At 59.7% G+C, this 14,578-nt stretch carries 15 protein-coding genes; 2 read left to right on the forward strand and 13 right to left on the reverse strand.

All coding sequences use genetic code 11. From position 1 onward, the window contains the following. The first annotated feature begins 174 nt into the window (after window positions 1–174). The gene (locus KJS47_RS18865) at window positions 175–471 is read left to right on the forward strand and encodes a hypothetical protein (protein ID WP_213526617.1); all 297 of its coding nucleotides are present in this window, start codon (window positions 175–177) and stop codon (window positions 469–471) included. Between the two features lie 4 nt (window positions 472–475). On the opposite strand, the gene KJS47_RS18870 is transcribed toward KJS47_RS18865, so the two are convergent. The 4 genes from KJS47_RS18870 to KJS47_RS18885 all read right to left on the reverse strand — a co-directional run bounded on the left by KJS47_RS18870 (window position 476) and on the right by KJS47_RS18885 (window position 3,625). Beyond that, window positions 476–1,522, reverse strand: coding sequence for a YaaC family protein (locus KJS47_RS18870; RefSeq protein WP_213526618.1), 1,047 nt, complete (start codon window positions 1,520–1,522; stop codon window positions 476–478). Window positions 1,523–1,638: 116 nt separating this feature from the next. Continuing rightward, window positions 1,639–2,118 carry a 23S rRNA (pseudouridine(1915)-N(3))-methyltransferase RlmH gene (gene rlmH, locus KJS47_RS18875; RefSeq protein WP_213526619.1) on the reverse strand — a complete coding sequence of 160 codons (480 nt, stop codon included), beginning with the start codon at window positions 2,116–2,118 and terminating at the stop codon, window positions 1,639–1,641. Window positions 2,119–2,272: 154 nt separating this feature from the next. Beyond that, entirely contained in the window at window positions 2,273–2,446 is a 174-nt protein-coding gene (locus KJS47_RS18880; protein WP_213526620.1) for a CxxH/CxxC protein, read from the reverse strand. Between the two features lie 15 nt (window positions 2,447–2,461). After that, window positions 2,462–3,625, reverse strand: coding sequence for a S1C family serine protease (locus KJS47_RS18885; protein WP_213526621.1), 1,164 nt, complete (start codon window positions 3,623–3,625; stop codon window positions 2,462–2,464). A gap of 129 nt (window positions 3,626–3,754) precedes the next feature. Between KJS47_RS18885 and KJS47_RS18890 the strand changes: the two genes are divergently transcribed. Next, complete coding sequence (locus KJS47_RS18890) at window positions 3,755–3,976, forward strand: hypothetical protein (RefSeq protein WP_213526622.1); 222 nt, start codon at window positions 3,755–3,757, stop codon at window positions 3,974–3,976. Here KJS47_RS18890 and KJS47_RS18895 read toward each other — a convergent pair. The 9 genes from KJS47_RS18895 to KJS47_RS18935 form a co-directional block, all read right to left on the reverse strand. Beyond that, on the reverse strand, window positions 3,945–4,751 hold the full coding sequence (locus tag KJS47_RS18895; protein WP_213526623.1) for an MBL fold metallo-hydrolase: 807 nt from the start codon (window positions 4,749–4,751) through the stop codon (window positions 3,945–3,947). The genes KJS47_RS18890 and KJS47_RS18895 overlap by 32 nt on opposite strands. Window positions 4,752–4,963: 212 nt before the next feature. After that, a complete protein-coding gene (gene yycI / locus KJS47_RS18900; RefSeq protein ID WP_213526624.1) occupies window positions 4,964–5,713 on the reverse strand; it encodes a two-component system regulatory protein YycI in 750 nt (249 codons plus the stop codon). 37 nt (window positions 5,714–5,750) lie between these two features. Further along, window positions 5,751–7,046 carry a YycH family regulatory protein gene (locus KJS47_RS18905; RefSeq protein ID WP_213526625.1) on the reverse strand — a complete coding sequence of 432 codons (1,296 nt, stop codon included), beginning with the start codon at window positions 7,044–7,046 and terminating at the stop codon, window positions 5,751–5,753. Further along, window positions 7,043–8,893, reverse strand: a complete 1,851-nt coding sequence (gene walK, locus KJS47_RS18910; RefSeq protein WP_213526626.1) for a cell wall metabolism sensor histidine kinase WalK — start codon at window positions 8,891–8,893, stop codon at window positions 7,043–7,045. Before walK ends, KJS47_RS18905 begins: the two co-directional genes overlap by 4 nt. Continuing rightward, the gene (gene yycF, locus KJS47_RS18915; protein ID WP_213526627.1) at window positions 8,890–9,624 is read right to left on the reverse strand and encodes a response regulator YycF; all 735 of its coding nucleotides are present in this window, start codon (window positions 9,622–9,624) and stop codon (window positions 8,890–8,892) included. Before yycF ends, walK begins: the two co-directional genes overlap by 4 nt. Window positions 9,625–10,198: 574 nt before the next feature. Further along, entirely contained in the window at window positions 10,199–11,332 is a 1,134-nt protein-coding gene (locus KJS47_RS18920) for a dienelactone hydrolase family protein (protein ID WP_249716536.1), read from the reverse strand. Continuing rightward, window positions 11,307–12,446, reverse strand: coding sequence for a glycoside hydrolase family 88/105 protein (locus KJS47_RS18925; RefSeq protein WP_213526628.1), 1,140 nt, complete (start codon window positions 12,444–12,446; stop codon window positions 11,307–11,309). The genes KJS47_RS18920 and KJS47_RS18925 overlap by 26 nt, the downstream gene beginning before the upstream one ends. Window positions 12,447–12,626: 180 nt before the next feature. Further along, entirely contained in the window at window positions 12,627–13,508 is an 882-nt protein-coding gene (locus KJS47_RS18930) for a carbohydrate ABC transporter permease (protein WP_213526629.1), read from the reverse strand. A gap of 33 nt (window positions 13,509–13,541) precedes the next feature. After that, entirely contained in the window at window positions 13,542–14,498 is a 957-nt protein-coding gene (locus KJS47_RS18935) for an ABC transporter permease (RefSeq protein ID WP_213526630.1), read from the reverse strand. Between the last annotated feature and the right edge of the window lie 80 nt (window positions 14,499–14,578).

The raw sequence follows: 14,578 nt of genomic DNA on the forward strand, positions 1-14,578 counted from the left end.
TTTTGTCTTTATATGATAATATTAGTTTTTCAACATTATTATGTCAACATATATTATTAGCAGCTAAATCAAAACTCCTCATTTTTCCCCGTAAATACTGGCGAATCACCGATTAATACCTTAAAAAACTAATAGCAGCTAAAAATAGCTGCTTTATTTTGCTGCATGGCGAGATTGAAACTGGAGCTTCGAGACGACCGTTCCGAGTCCGTCTCCTACGATCTCGTGTGTTCCCTGATGGGCAGTTTCGACGCCCTGCTCTGCTCACTGTTTCCGCAGCGCAAGACCTTGCTGCAAGAAGATCACGCTAACGACAGGAAGCGCGTCGGCGGCGTCGAGCTCGCCTTCAACGAGGAGACAGAGAAGCATTTTTTAAGCGTGGCCCCTTCCGCTGACCTAACAGCGGAAGGGGCTTTTCCTTTGTCAGGAAAAGCCCCATTGATAAAGATTTTACTTATAGTAAATATATAAATTCTCAAAGAACCCCTGTATCAAGAAACTCGTATCCTGTAATTTCCGAAGCAATTTCATTAATGAATTGATAAGGAGATTTCTGAATGAATTCGGTAATTATCCAATTGTGTCTTCCTGATAGATATCCTCGTAGAATCATTGGATTATAACGTGAAAGTTCGCTTAACCGGTGCATCGCAGCGTAAGCTAATGTGATTTGACTTCTGTTTATCCAGTCAGAACCATTTTGTTTTCTCCTTAGGTACCACCTCTTGTCACCCTTACTCACAATAGGCAAAACATACTTTCTAACCTTTCTATGGTATGTTTCAAATGGTGTTGTATGTTGCTTATTCCATCTAAACCTTCGCTTTAAACGTATAACGTATCTACCCGTGATATTATTTACCCGTTCAAATCCCACTGGTAACTTATTGATGGTATGACCATTGGCATATCGAGGATCAGGTTCAATTTCTGCCACAAACCAACTTTGGGTAGAACCAGGCTTCGATACAAAGTGTGGATTTCTGAGTGGAATGAACAATTCGGGAACTGTTCTTGTTTCAGTGTCATATGATAGAGAATATGCTCTATGAATGTACGGGATATTATAAAGAACCTGATCTAAGTTGTATTCATATTCACCTTGAGCAATATGATCATCAAGTAGTCTACTCAGTGCAGCGAGTATACCGCTTTTCTTGAACCGAATTATTTCATCTTCAGTATTTGGTCTTGTTACTCTCGCTCCAGAAAAGGTTCCGGATACCCCATGCTTGTAAGAATAAACTTGGTTCTTTACTATTAATAGTGTTTTAGCTGCATTTAAAAAGCAGTAATACAAAGGTAACGGTGCCGCTGTAGGGGGAAGCGTCTTAGCGCTTAAATAAAAATTTCTAGCCTGCTCCCAGTAAAATGCTGCTTCTACAGTGCTATTATTTCTCAACCACGATTCCACAAACGTCCATGGCTCACTCGCTAGAACTGTTTTGCCACGAAAATTTGGTGTAACTGTAGAAGATCTGAGCGTGAGTAGTCTACGTTTGAAAAAAAGTGGTCCCGCCATTAACTTACTACCCCCTCAAAATTTATATTTCTACAGTTCTATAAGGGTTTCCAAAACCCCTTCAAATCTTTTTATAAGTGACAATTTCTCTCACGAACTTGATCAGAAATTTGGCCCTACTTATGATAAGGTTCCCCCCGCACAATCTTAAACGCCCGATACACCTGCTCCACCAGCACGAGCCGCATCAGCTGGTGCGGGTAGGTGATCTTGCCGAACGACAGCAGCTGGTCGGCGCGCTTGTAGACGGCCGGCGACAGGCCGTTCGAGCCCCCGATGACGAAGACAATGTGGCTCTTGCCATAGGTGGCGAGCCGGTCCAGCTGCTGGGCCAGCTCGTCTGAGCTCCACATCTGGCCTTCGATCGCCATCGCGATGACGTGGGCGTCCGGCTTGATCTGCGCCAGGATGCGCTCGCCCTCGCGCCCCTTCACCTGCTCCTCCTCGGCCGGGCTCATCGTGTCCGGAGCCTTCTCGTCCGGAAGCTCGGTGATCGTCACCTTGGCATAGGGGCCAAGCCGCTTCAAATATTCGGCGATGCCCATCGTCAGATACTTCTCCTTCAGCTTGCCGACCGCGACAATTTGGATATGCATGGTCCGCCTCCTTTTTTCTCATCGTATCACCTAGTAACACTTTACATTACCAAGTATTTCTTCTATACAAAAAGGGAGCCGAAGCTCCCCCACGCTTGCTTATCCTTCTGTTTTCTCCCATCTCCAAGCGAGTCATTCCCCGCGCACGGGCACCTTACACGACCAAAAACTGCGCCCCATGCGAGCAGTTTTTCTCCTCGCAGCAGGCCGGCGGCTCCCATTCCCGGAAGGTCACCTGCTCCAGATCGTAGAGATCCGGAGCGTCCTCATATTCGTCCACGAACCGGTCGATCGCCAGCTCGACATGCTCTTTGCATACTACATACATGCGCCCTGTCCCCACCTATTTGTCGTTGTTTAGTTCCTCCAGCGAGACGGTTACCGTATCCTTCTTGCCCGCCCGATAGTAGGTTATCTGTAGTTTGTCACCGATCTTCTTGTGGCCATACAAATATTTGCGCAGGCCGAGCGTCGTGTAGATCGGCTGATCGTCCAGCTGGACGATGACGTCGTTCGTCTTGAGCCCCGCCTTGAGCGCCGGACCCTGCACCTCGAGCACGATCGCGCCGGCTTTGACGTTGTCCGGCAGCTTGAGCGTCTCCAGCCCGCTCTTGAACAGCGACAGGCTGGCGCTCGAGACGCCGATGTACGGCCGGCGGATCTTGTTGTGCTTGATCAGCTCGTCGAGCACCGGCTTCGCCTCGTTGATCGGGATCGCGAACCCGAGGCCCTCGACGCCCGTATCCGCCACCTTGAGGCTATTGATGCCGATCACCTTGCCGTTCAGGTCGATCAGCGCGCCGCCGCTGTTGCCCTGGTTGATCGCCGCGTCGGTCTGGATCATGTCCAGCTCCCACTCGTACTCGCCGTCCTGACCGGGTAGCACCGGGATCGACCGCTTCGGCCAGCTGATGATCCCCGCCGTCACCGTCTGCGACAGCCCGAGGCCGAGCGGGTTGCCGATCGCGATCGCGGTCTGCCCCGGCTTCAGCTTATCCGAGTCGCCGAAGTCCGCGACCGTCTCGATGTTCTTGCCGTCCATCTCCAGCACGGCGAGGTCCGTCAGCCGGTCTTTGCCGACGACGGTTGCCTTGCGCCGCTCCCCGTTCGACAGCACGACCTCAAACGACGTTCCCTCCTCGACGACGTGATTGTTCGTCGCGATGCGGACTTTGCCGCCGTCCTTCTGGAAGATGACGCCCGAGCCCATCCCGAGCCGGCTCAGGCTGTCGGCGCCCTCGCCATCCTTGCCCGAGCTGATGATGCTGACGACCGCGGGCCCGACCTTGTCGACCGCGTCGACCCGGCCCTGCTCGGTATAGGCATACGTGGTCCCGTCGCGGCCGAGCGTCAGACTGAGGACGATGTACATGACGAGCGCGCCGACGAGCGCGGACGCGCCCAGCAGCAGGAAGAGCTGGGTCCGGCCGCCCGGGCCCCCTTTCCAAGGCATCCGTCCCCAGCGGGACGGCTTTGTCGAATAAAAATCATCGGAAAACAGGCTCACGGCGTCCCCCTCTTCCCTGGATCGTCCTTATTTTTGTCCGCTTACCGGAATGTTTTGCCACTTGTCCGCCTACACTAAGAGTATCCCTGGTTATTCAGAGGATAGATTGCTAGAAAAGGAGAATCGCCTATGCCGCACCCCATCCGCGAGCTGGATCTGATCGGCAAGATCGCCGACCTCAAGGAGCAGCATTACCGCAATACCGTCGTGCTGAGCGCCGTCCTCGAGCTGCTGCAGGAGAAGAACCTGATCAGCCGCCAGGAAATCGCCGCCAAAGCCGCCGAGCTCGACGCCGGCGACCAGCGTGCCGCCTCGCCGTTTATTCCCGGTCCAACCTATCCCACTCGGTAGACCGGTCGTGGTAGGTGTCCCGGATGTCGAGATTCCGCTCTTCCTTGTGAATGCCGTTCTGCGAGAGAATGTCCCCGACTGTCATCTGCGCAAGCTCCAGCATGTTGTGGTTCTGGCTCAGATGCGCCAGGTAGACGCGCTCCGTCCGCCCGCTCAGCACCTCGCACAGCGCGTCTCCTGCCGCTTCGTTGGACAAGTGCCCGATGTCGCTCAGAATGCGCCGCTTGATGTTCCACGGATAACGTCCCATCCGCAGCATCTCCACATCGTGATTCGACTCGAGAATGAGCACGTCGGAGTCCTCAATCTGCTCCTTTACCTTGCTGCTCATATACCCGAGATCCGTGGCGAGGCTCAGCTTCTTGCCCCCCTCGTAAAAACAGTAGCCGACCGGATCCGCCGCGTCGTGCGAGATCGAGTACGACTCGACCTGCAGGCCGCCGAACTCGAGCTGGCTGCCTGTATCCATCAGGATCTTCTTCTCTTCCGCGATGGCGCCGATCTGCTTATCCAGCGCTTCCCACGTCTTCTCGTTGGCATAGACGGGAAGGTCGTACTTGCGCGCGAGCGCCCCGAGTCCTTTGATATGGTCGGAATGCTCGTGCGTGACGAGCACGCCGTCCAGATCGGCCCCCGACACTCCCCGTTCTCCCATCAACTGCTCCAGCTTCTTGGCGCTCAGTCCCGCATCCACGAGCAGGTTGGTCTCTCCGTCCGAGACGACCATCGCATTGCCCGTCGAGCCGCTGGCCAAGATCGTAAACCGTAACCCCATTGGTCTAACTCCTTTATTCTTCGTTGTCTGTCCCCCGGTGTCTGCTCTCCCAACGTGTCAACCGTCTACTTCTTCTATCTGTTCTATGCCGACCGGCATTCCCTACCCGGAAAACAAGCTGCCGAGCTGTTCTCCTCCGCGGGAAATCCGGCTATATACTTTATACTCGTCTTGCTCCATCTAGAAGTCCGAACATTTAGAACCCGGCCGCGTTACGGCTCCGGCGGCAGCTGGACCGATTCCACCTCGCCGATGTACGCCTGCACGTAGAACGGCGTCCCCTCGGCCGGCGTGATGCGCCAGAACGGCAGCATATACCGCGTCTCGGAATCGAAGCTCTGCCCGTGGTAGCCGAGCCGGACGTCCTTGATGACCGACCCTTCCTCCAGATACGTCTCCGCCAGACTGCGGATCGCCGTATACGCCGAGATGACCTTCTGCTCCTTTTGTTCCTTCTGTTCTCCTCCTGATTGTACTTCAACATACGCCTGTTTGTAACCTACGAATTCCCCTTTTTTCTCGTAAAGAATCAGGTTCACATCGAACATCGGCACCTTGTCGATCACCTGGTTGAACACATAGACGCCGTCCTGCGTCCGGACGTTGTCGAGCGCATAATCGCTTGCGTTTTTGACCGGCGTTTTGGCCGCCAGCTCCTTGGCAAAATTGCGGCTCAGCACGTTCGCCAGCTTGACCGGCGGCGACAGCGGCACGACGTCCTCCTGCTGCTCGCCGAGGAAGCGGACGGTGAAGCTGCGCAGCTTGGGCATATCCTTGGGCACGTCTGCCTGCAGCTGGATCCGCTTCTCGCTCAGCAGCTTGTTCGTCTCCTCCACGATGAGCGTCGTATCCGTCTCCGCGTGCGTCTGCTCGTAGTAGGTGGTCCACAGCTGGTAGCCGAGCAGCAGATTAAGGAACAGGAACGACAGAATGAGAATCGACTTGGCTTTTCCCCAGTCCATGGGCCACCTCCTTCTTCTCCAGCCGCACCGGCCGGCGTTATTTCCCGGCGGGCAAAAATTCCACCGAGCCGTCTAGCAGCTCCACCGCCCAGCGCGGAACGAGCTCCACCGTTTGCTCCGTCACGACCGCCTGGTAGGCCGGATAGACCGAATCGATCGGCTTGGTCACGCCCGCGAGCAGGGCGTCCAGCGCGTCTCCTCCCGGCAGCTGCGCTTCCGTCCGCTGCGCCGCCTGCACGTCCGGGTTGATCGTCGAGCGCTCGTACGTGGCGACCGCTCCGTTCTCCATAACGACCTTGATCAGACCGAACGTGTCCGGCTTGGCGGGGAGGACGGGATAGTTCTGGATATATTGGCGGAACAGCAGCGTCTGCTGCCCCTCGGTCTCCTGGGGAGTGATGCCGCTCAGCAGGTAGCCGCTGTTCCAGCCGCCGTGCTGGTTAATGAAATTGACGGCATTCTGCAGATTGCCCTTAATATCCGTCTGGTTGTCCGCCGGGGGCGCGATCGGATCGGTGTACAGGAACCACCTCTGACCGTTCTTCATCTGCAGAATCCGCTTGCTGTCGGTGTAATACTGCGACCCTTCCTTCTCGAACAGAAATTTGGTCAGCGAAGGGTCGGGGAACAGGCTCCGCTTGAGCTGCTCCTGCGTGAACAGCGTGAACGGCATCTTGAGCCGGACCATAGAGATCGGTGCATTCGGCAAGTAGGAGCCGCTGGCCGCATGGTAATGGTAGCTCGGCAAATGCTCGCCGAAGCCGACGTACTGCTCGAGCTGGCGCACCGTAATATCCGTCTTCCCCGCCTCGTAGACGACGAGCGGAGAGTCGGTGAATAGATAAACCTTGACCTCGTCGCGCGTGTCCTTGACGTAGTACAGAATGCGCGTAATCGTGTCGGTATAGCCCGACAGGTCGCCTTTGATCGGCATGATCGTCTGCAGCACGTTCAGCGGCACGCCCTGGCGGAACCGGATCTCGATGCCCGGCCGCTCGTCGCGGAGGATGTCCCAGCTGACGCCGGTCTGCACGCCGTTCAGCTTGCGCAGCTGGTCGAGCGAGCGGTCCCGCATCAGATCGCTGGATACCATGCTGTAGAATTGGTTGTCGATCGGAAAGACGGTGTGCCGCTTGTTTCCGAGATGCGTCACGATCTGCTCCGGAAAGATCACGTTGCGCATGTCCGCCTTGGAGCCGTTCAGCTCCGTTTCGACATATTCCGTCTGGGGAATCAAGTCAAAATTAGGGGTGCCGTACGCGAGCAGGTAGCTCTGCAGCAGACTGACGCCGACCAGAACCATCAACGTGATGCTCTTGATCCTCTCCTTCATGTCTCGACGGCACCCCCTTTCCTGTAGGGCAGACGGAAGGTCACCTTGGTGCCTTCGTTGTATTCGGACTCGATATCGATCGTGCCGCCGTGGGCTTTAACGATTTCCCGGGCAATAGACAGGCCTAGGCCGGTGCCGCCCATATTGCGCGATCTTGCCTTGTCGACACGGTAAAACCGCTCGAAAATGCGCGACAAATCTTTCTTCGGAATCCCGATTCCGGTATCCTGAATGGCGATCTCGAGCCAGTCCGGCTGGCTGTGTTCGGCGGAAATCTCGATCTCTCCGCCGTCACCCGTGTATTTGATCGCATTGGAGATCAGATTGTCGAGCACCTGGTCGATCTTGTCGCGGTCGAGCAGAATCGGCTCGACGCCGGCCCCGATCCGGATGCCGATCGCGATGCTCCGCTGCTGGAGCTGGAACGAGAACCGGTCCGCCACTTCCTCGAGCATCTCCTCGACGTCGACCTCCTCGGCCTTGAGGCTCGCCTGCTTGGAGTCGAGGCGCGACAGGTGCAGCAGGTCGCTGACGAGGCGGATCATCCGCTCCGCTTCGTTGTGCGTTACGCCGACGAACCGGCGGGCGACCTGCGGATCGTCGAGCGCGCCGTCCTCGAGCGCCTCGAGGTAGCTCTTGATCGTCGTCAGCGGCGTCCGCAGCTCGTGCGAGACGTTCGCCACGAACTCGCGCCGCGACTGCTCGAGCTCCTCCTGCTCGGTAACGTCCTGCAGGACGACGATGGTGCCGGTCGTGCCGATCTCCCGCCGGTGAATAGGCGTGAACGTCACCCGCACCTTGCGCCCCTCCTCGGAGCCGTGCGGGTGGATCTCGATCAGCTTGGTCAGCTCCTCGTCGGCGTCTCTCCGCGTCCCTTCCCGAGAGAGACCGAGGAGGGCGAACAGGTCCGCCTCCTTGCCGCTGTCTGTCTCCTCCAGTTGAAGCATCTGCCGGGCGCGCCGGTTGATGAGGATGACCCGGTCGTTCTCATCCGAGGCGATGACGCCGTCGCTCATGTTCGCCAGGACCGAGGCCAGCTTCTCCTTCTCCTCCTCGTTCGCCGACAGCGCCTCCTTGAGGCGGTTGGTCATGTCGTTGAACGCCTGGCTCAGCTGGCCGATCTCATCCTTGGCGAGCACCTTGACCTGCCTATCGTAATCGCCCCTCGCGACGGAGGTGACCTGCTCGGTGATCTCCTTGATCGGGCTCGTTATCGTGCCCGACAGAATGACTCCGAGCACCGCGGTCAGCGCGAGCGCGATGACCGTCCCGGTCAGGAAAATCTGGTTGATCCGGTTGGTGGTTTTGTAAATTTCTTCCATAGAAGCAGACAGGTAAACGGCCCCGACTACCTTCCCGTTCGAATTGACGGGACGGGCGAGAATCTTTTTGCGGTTGCCGTCCTTGTCCATCATAATAAGCTCGTTTTCCTTGTCCTTGATGTTCTGGAGCGCGCGCGTCACGACCTGCTGCGTGTTCTTCTGGCCGATGACCGACTGCCCGTCCTGCTGCGAGGCCGCGACGACGAACCCGTTCGGGTCGATGACCTGAATGTCCGCGTTGCTCACCTTGGACAGGTTGTTCAGGTCGTTGTTCAGCTCCGCATACGGCTTGGTGCCGTCGCCCGAAGCGCTCCGGCCCTCCTGCACCTCGGTCAGCGTCGGCTCGACGTTGCCCGCGATGAGGATGGAGTAGCTCGTCAGCGTCTCCGAGAAGTTGGTCACCGACCACGTCTCCATCGCCTTGATAAAATAAATCCCGATGAGCTGCATCGCGAACAGAATGAGCAGCACATAGATGATGATCAGCTTCATCTGGATGGATTGAAAGATGCGGATTCCCTTCATCCGGCTCTTCCCGTCAGCGGATTGCGCATGACATAGCCGAGACCGCGCCGGGTCGTGATGTATTCGGGCCGCGACGGCTCATCCTCGATCTTCTCGCGCAGCCGCCGGATCGTCACGTCCACCGTGCGGACGTCGCCGTAATAGTCGTAGCCCCATACCGCCTGCAGCAGGTGCTCGCGCGTCATCACCTTGCCGGCGTTTTTGGCCATATAGTGGAGCAGCTCGAACTCCCGATGGGTCAGGTCGAGCGGCACGCTGTTCTTGTAGACGATGTACATGTCGCTGTCGAACAGCAGCTCGTGGATGCGAAGTCCTCGCGACGGCGTCTCGGCCGAGACTGCGGCGCTCTTTTGCTCCGTCTCGGCCTTCTTCTGGCGGCGCAGATGCGCCTTGACGCGGGCGAGCAGCTCGCGGGTGCCGAACGGCTTGGTGACGTAGTCGTCCGCGCCCATCTCGAGGCCGAGCACCTTGTCGAGCTCCGTATCCTTGGCCGTCAGCATGATGATCGGCGTGTTCTTCTTGGCCCGCACCTCGCGGCATACGTCCATGCCATCCTTCACGGGCAGCATGAGGTCGAGCAGTATGAGGTCGAACGACTCCTTCAGCGCCAGGTCGACCGCCGTTCCGCCATCGTAGGCGCACACGACCTCGTAGCCTTCCTTTTCCAGATTGAACTTCAATATATCCGCAATCGGCTGTTCGTCGTCGACAACCAGAATCTTCCCGAACATATACGCTTCACCGCCTATCTTCCGTCTCTGCCGCCGGAGCGTGATAGCTATCCGGCTCTGCTTCTATTGTACCAAACCGCCCTCCTTATAAAAAGCCGGACGCCCCGCCGTTCTCCCATTCTTTCCGGGATCTGGATGGCGGGGCGACTGGGGTGCATGAGGCGGCATAGAGGCGGCGCTGTCCGCGAATGCAAAAACGACCAAGCTCCGGCAGGCAGCCGGCAGCTTGGCCGTTCATCGCGTTGTGCGGGTAATAACAGGTTGCTCGGCGTCAGAGGACGCTGCACGCTTGGGGCGTGTGCGAACGGAGCGGCTGATGGCTGGACGCAGCCCTGCCGACCCGGCACGCGCCCTGCGGGACAGGCGTTCGGTCCGCGCTGGCGTGCTCGACGAACCACACCCTGCGCTCCCGCGCCGGGCCTCGCCAGCCGAGCGGGCTCGCATTGCCTCTAGCTCCCGCACTGCTCCCTCGCGGCTCCGCGGCCAGCTGGGCGATCAGCCTGCCGAAACGACTGCCGGCCGCTCACCTCGTGGCCCCCTAAGGCCGCTGCCTTCGTTTCCACGTGGAACTTTCTCAGGCCCCCACCTCCTCCGCCGCTGCGCCCGCCTCCGTCCCGTCAGGCGAAGCCGCTGGCGGCTCTGCAGCCAGCTGGGCGGCCAACCAGCCGAACGACTGCCGGCCGCTCACCTCGTGGCCGCCATCGAACAGGTCGAAGCCGGGGACCGTCGGCGCGCCCAGCTCCTCGTACAGGCTGACGAGATAGCGGTGCGCCCGTCTCACGGCCGCCTCCGGGAAGAGATGGTCCCGCTGACCGGCCTCGAGATAGAGCGCACGCGGCGCGATCAGCCCCAGCAGCTCGGGCAGCTCGGCGTCCGGCAGGATGCCCGGCACGTAGTTGTCGAGGCAGTGCCGCCGCGCCAGAATGCTGTCCCGGTAGGTGCCGCCGTAGCCGCACAGCACGGTCGCCCGGATCCGCTCGTCGAAAGCAGCGGTGAGCGAGGCGATCATTCCGCCGCCGGAGAAGCCGACGCACCCGATTCGCCCGGCGTCCGCTTCCTCCCGCGCGGCCAGTACGTCGACCGCCCGGATCGCCTCGTACGTCCGCAGGCCGGCGAGCGTCCGTCCGGCGAGAAGCAGAGCGGCGGCGAGCGGAAAGCACGAGTTCGGCGCGTCCGGGTTCTGCTCCCCGTCCCAGGCGAGCCGCCGGTCGCCGAACCCGGCAATCTCCGGGGCCAGCACCATGAAGCCCCGCCGGCACAGCTCCAGCGCGAACGGGCCCGTGCCCTCGCCCGCGCCGCTCTCTTCGGCGGGCGAGCCGTCCGCCCGCAGCCCGGCGATCTGCCGGCTGCCGGAGCCATGGCCGTGCAGCGCGAGCACAGCCGGGAGCGGACCGGCGCCGTGCGGACGCTTCGGGATCAGCACGTAGGCGGGCACGCGCAGCCCTTCCGCCGTCGTGTACGCGATCCGCTCACGGACCAGCTCGCCCGTCTCCTCGAGCTCCAGCACCTCCGGAGCGAGCGGGGGCTTCTCCTCCGCCCCCGGCTCTCCCGGCCAGGGGCCTAGCGCGGCCTTGAGCCAGGCTCTCCGCCGCGCCTGCCGCGTCTCCGGCGGCACCACCGCTTCCTCGGCCCGCTGCCGCTCCCGCCCGGCCTGCAGGCTCGCGTAGAGCCGCTGGAGGTACTCATCCGGCTGCCACATCACGGCCATCCCGTAGGCTCTCCATCTCGACGCAGGCGAGCACGAAGGCGCCGACGCCGTGCAGATCGTTCTCGCTGACCGGGCGCGTCACGTAATTCTCGTAATCCCCCGCCGACGTGCCGATGCAGATGCCCGGCATGACGAACCGTCCGTCTGCGTCGAATGCCATGCGGGCGGACAGCCCCGCAAAGCCCTTCTCTGCCGCCTGCCGGAACCCGTCCGGATCGGGAGCGACCCCATGCTTCACCGCCTTGGCGAGCGTGTAGAGGAACAGGCTAGTGCAGGAGGTCTCCAGCCAGTTGTCCGTCCGGCCGCCTTTGTCTACGACCTGGTACCAAAGCCCGGTCGCCGCATCCTGGAACGGCAGCAGCGCCTGCGCGAACCGGCCGAGCTCGGCACCGAGCTCTTCCCGTGCCGGATGCCCCGCGGGCAGGACGTCCAGGAAGTCGCCCAGCGCCATCCCGTACCAGCCGAGCGAGCGCCCCCAGAACTCGGGCGAGCACCCGGTCACCGGGTCGGCCCACGGCATCCGGCGCGCCTCGTCCCAGGCGTGGTACAAGAGGCCGGTCGCCTCGTCGGTCATATGCGTCCGCATCAGCCGCCACTGTTGCAGCACCAAGTCGATCAGCTCCGGCTCCCTATAACGCTCCGCATAGAGCAGCGCGAAAACCCCGCCCATGTAGAGGCCGTCTAACCACATCTGATACGGGTATTTGTCCTTGTGCCAGAACCCGCCCTCCGACGTCCGGTTGAGCGTCCGGAACAGCTGGCGCAGCTTCTCGGCCGCGATCCGGTAGTGCGGCTCCCCGAACTGACGCTCCAGCGGAAACAGCAGCATGCCGGCCATGATCGAATCGAGCTCGTCGCGGTGAAAGAGGAGGTTGCCGTGCTCGTCAACGAGAGCGTCCACGTACGCCTTCGGATACAGCAGGTACTTCTCCTCCCCGGTCATCTTCCAGACACGGAGCATGCTCTCCAGAAACACCCCCTGGTGGTAATGCCACCGGCCCGCGGGAGGCAGCTCGGTCGGCGCGAATGTGGTGATCAGCGCGTCACAAGCGGTGCGGGCCCAATCGAGCGGCTTTGCCTCGATGCGGTTCAGAGCCGGATTCATCGTCGTCATGGCAGTAAAAACCCCTTTCGTTTCGTTTCTCTCGTCCTTCTCTCGTTCATCGGGCTCGCCTTCCGGCGAACACCGTCCGTGCGCGTTATCCATGGGCACCGGACCTTATGGCAGCCATTCGGCTTGTGATCTTGCATTCATTTGCTCAGCACATTCGCCCTTCCCGCTCTCTCCCTCTACCTAGCCTTTGATCGAGCCGAGCAGCGCTCCCTTGGCAAAATGCTTTTGCAGGAACGGATACACGAGCAGCACCGGGATCGTCGCGACGACGATGACCGCCATCTTGATCGTCTGCTCCGGCGGCGCGACGAACGACTCGTCGAAGCCGGACGTGTCCGCGCTCAGGCCGCTCGCGAGCACGACGATCTGGCGCAGCAAAATCTGGATCGGCCATTTGGCGTTGTCGTTCAGGTAGAGAATCGCCGGCAGGTACGTATTCCAGTACGTTACTGCGTAGAACAGCGAGATCGTCGCGATGACGGGCATCGAGAGCGGGATGACGATCCGGAACAGGATTCCCCAGTCGCCCGCCCCGTCGATTTTGGCCGATTCCTCGAGCCCGTCCGGCAGATTCATGAAGAAATTCCGCATGATGATCAGGTTGAACGCGCTAATGGCGCTCGGAATGATGAGGGCAAGCAGCGAGTCAATGAGGCCCATGCTTTTGACGACGATGAATGTCGGGATGAGCCCTCCCTGGAACAGCATCGTGAAGACGACAAGGAACATGATGACACGCCGGCCGTCGAGATCGCGGCGGGACAGGCCGTAGGCCATGAGCGCGGTCAGGAACAGGCTGAGGAGCGTGCCGAACAGGGTGACTCCGATCGAGACGCCGAGCGAGCGGAAGATGGTCGACGTCGAGAAGATGTAGCGATAAGCGTCGAGCGAAAAGACGGTCGGAAACAGCACGAACTGCTTCTGGGCGAGCTCCTGGGCGGTGGTGAACGATCCGGCCACCACGTGCAGGAACGGCAGAATCATAATGAGGGCGATGAGCCCGAGCAGCGTGTAGTTGACGATATCGAACAGCCGGCTGCCGAACGTTTTGTCTTGGGTCATGGCGCCGTGCTCCTTTCTCTCGCGGAATAGAGATTAGTAGATGCCTTCCTCGCCGGCTTTCTTGGCGAGCCAGTTCGCCGCCATGACCAGAATGAGGCCGACAATGGACTTGAAGAAGCCGACCGCGGTGCTAAAGCTGTATTGGCCCTGCTTCAGACCGGCCGTGTAGACGTAGGTGTCGAAGATCTCCGCCACCTCCCGGTTCGCCGAGTTCAGGAGGAGATAGACCTGCTCGAAGCCGAGCTCCAGCACGTCGCCGATCTTGAGGATCAGCAGCATGACGATGACGCCGCGGATCGACGGCAGCGTAATGTGCCACATCTGGCGGAACCGGGAGGCTCCGTCCATTCGGGCCGCTTCATACAGCTGCGGGTCGATGGCGGCCATCGCCGCCAGGTAGATGATCGTGCCCCAGCCCGCTTCGCGCCAGATGATCTGCAGAATGTACATGGGGCGGAACCAGTCCGCGTTGAGCAGGAAATTGACTTTGGCGAGGCCCATCGCCGCCAGCATCTCGTTCACGATCCCCCGGTCGACCGACAGCATGACGAACGTAATCGAGACGATGATGACCCACGACATGAAGTGCGGGATGTAGATGAGCGTCTGCACGACCCGCTTGAACCCATTGCGCCGCACCTCGTTCAGCATGAGGGCGAGCAGGATGGGAACCGGGAAGTAGAAGACAAGGTTCATTCCGAACAGAATGAGCGTGTTGCTGAGGATGCGGAAGAACATCGGCTCCTCGAACAGGCGCCGGAAGTTGTCCAGGCCGACCCAAGGGCTGTTCAGCACGCCCAGATACGGCTTGTAGTCTTGAAAGGCGATGACGAGCCCGAACATCGGAATGTACTTGAAGATGAGAAAGAAGAACAGGCCCGGCAGAATCATGAGATAGAGCGCCCGGTTCTTGACGAGACGGCGCAGGAGAGCCGATTTCGGCTTTGATCCGCCGATGCTGACTTTGCTGGTTACTGCGGATTGGCCCATAGGGGGATCCTCCTTTCCTGGATGGAAAGCACGAGAGGCCGCCTGGAACGAGCGGCCCCGCGATCACGCCGGCGTACCGG

Origin of the sequence: Paenibacillus sp. J31TS4 (genome assembly GCF_018403265.1) — a bacterium.
Taxonomy (GTDB): Bacteria; Bacillota; Bacilli; order Paenibacillales; family NBRC-103111; genus J31TS4.

Coding starts and splice junctions, on each gene's coding strand:
- KJS47_RS18870 (WP_213526618.1), bottom strand. CDS start 1,522: ATGGCGGGACCACTTTTTTTCAAACGTAGACTACTCACGCTCAGATCT.
- rlmH (WP_213526619.1), bottom strand. CDS start 2,118: ATGCATATCCAAATTGTCGCGGTCGGCAAGCTGAAGGAGAAGTATCTG.
- KJS47_RS18880 (WP_213526620.1), bottom strand. CDS start 2,446: ATGTATGTAGTATGCAAAGAGCATGTCGAGCTGGCGATCGACCGGTTC.
- KJS47_RS18890 (WP_213526622.1), top strand. CDS start 3,755: ATGCCGCACCCCATCCGCGAGCTGGATCTGATCGGCAAGATCGCCGAC.
- KJS47_RS18895 (WP_213526623.1), bottom strand. CDS start 4,751: ATGGGGTTACGGTTTACGATCTTGGCCAGCGGCTCGACGGGCAATGCG.
- yycI (WP_213526624.1), bottom strand. CDS start 5,713: ATGGACTGGGGAAAAGCCAAGTCGATTCTCATTCTGTCGTTCCTGTTC.
- KJS47_RS18905 (WP_213526625.1), bottom strand. CDS start 7,046: ATGAAGGAGAGGATCAAGAGCATCACGTTGATGGTTCTGGTCGGCGTC.
- walK (WP_213526626.1), bottom strand. CDS start 8,893: ATGAAGGGAATCCGCATCTTTCAATCCATCCAGATGAAGCTGATCATC.
- yycF (WP_213526627.1), bottom strand. CDS start 9,624: ATGTTCGGGAAGATTCTGGTTGTCGACGACGAACAGCCGATTGCGGAT.
- KJS47_RS18920 (WP_249716536.1), bottom strand. CDS start 11,332: ATGGCCGTGATGTGGCAGCCGGATGAGTACCTCCAGCGGCTCTACGCG.
- KJS47_RS18925 (WP_213526628.1), bottom strand. CDS start 12,446: ATGACGACGATGAATCCGGCTCTGAACCGCATCGAGGCAAAGCCGCTC.
- KJS47_RS18930 (WP_213526629.1), bottom strand. CDS start 13,508: ATGACCCAAGACAAAACGTTCGGCAGCCGGCTGTTCGATATCGTCAAC.
- KJS47_RS18935 (WP_213526630.1), bottom strand. CDS start 14,498: ATGGGCCAATCCGCAGTAACCAGCAAAGTCAGCATCGGCGGATCAAAG.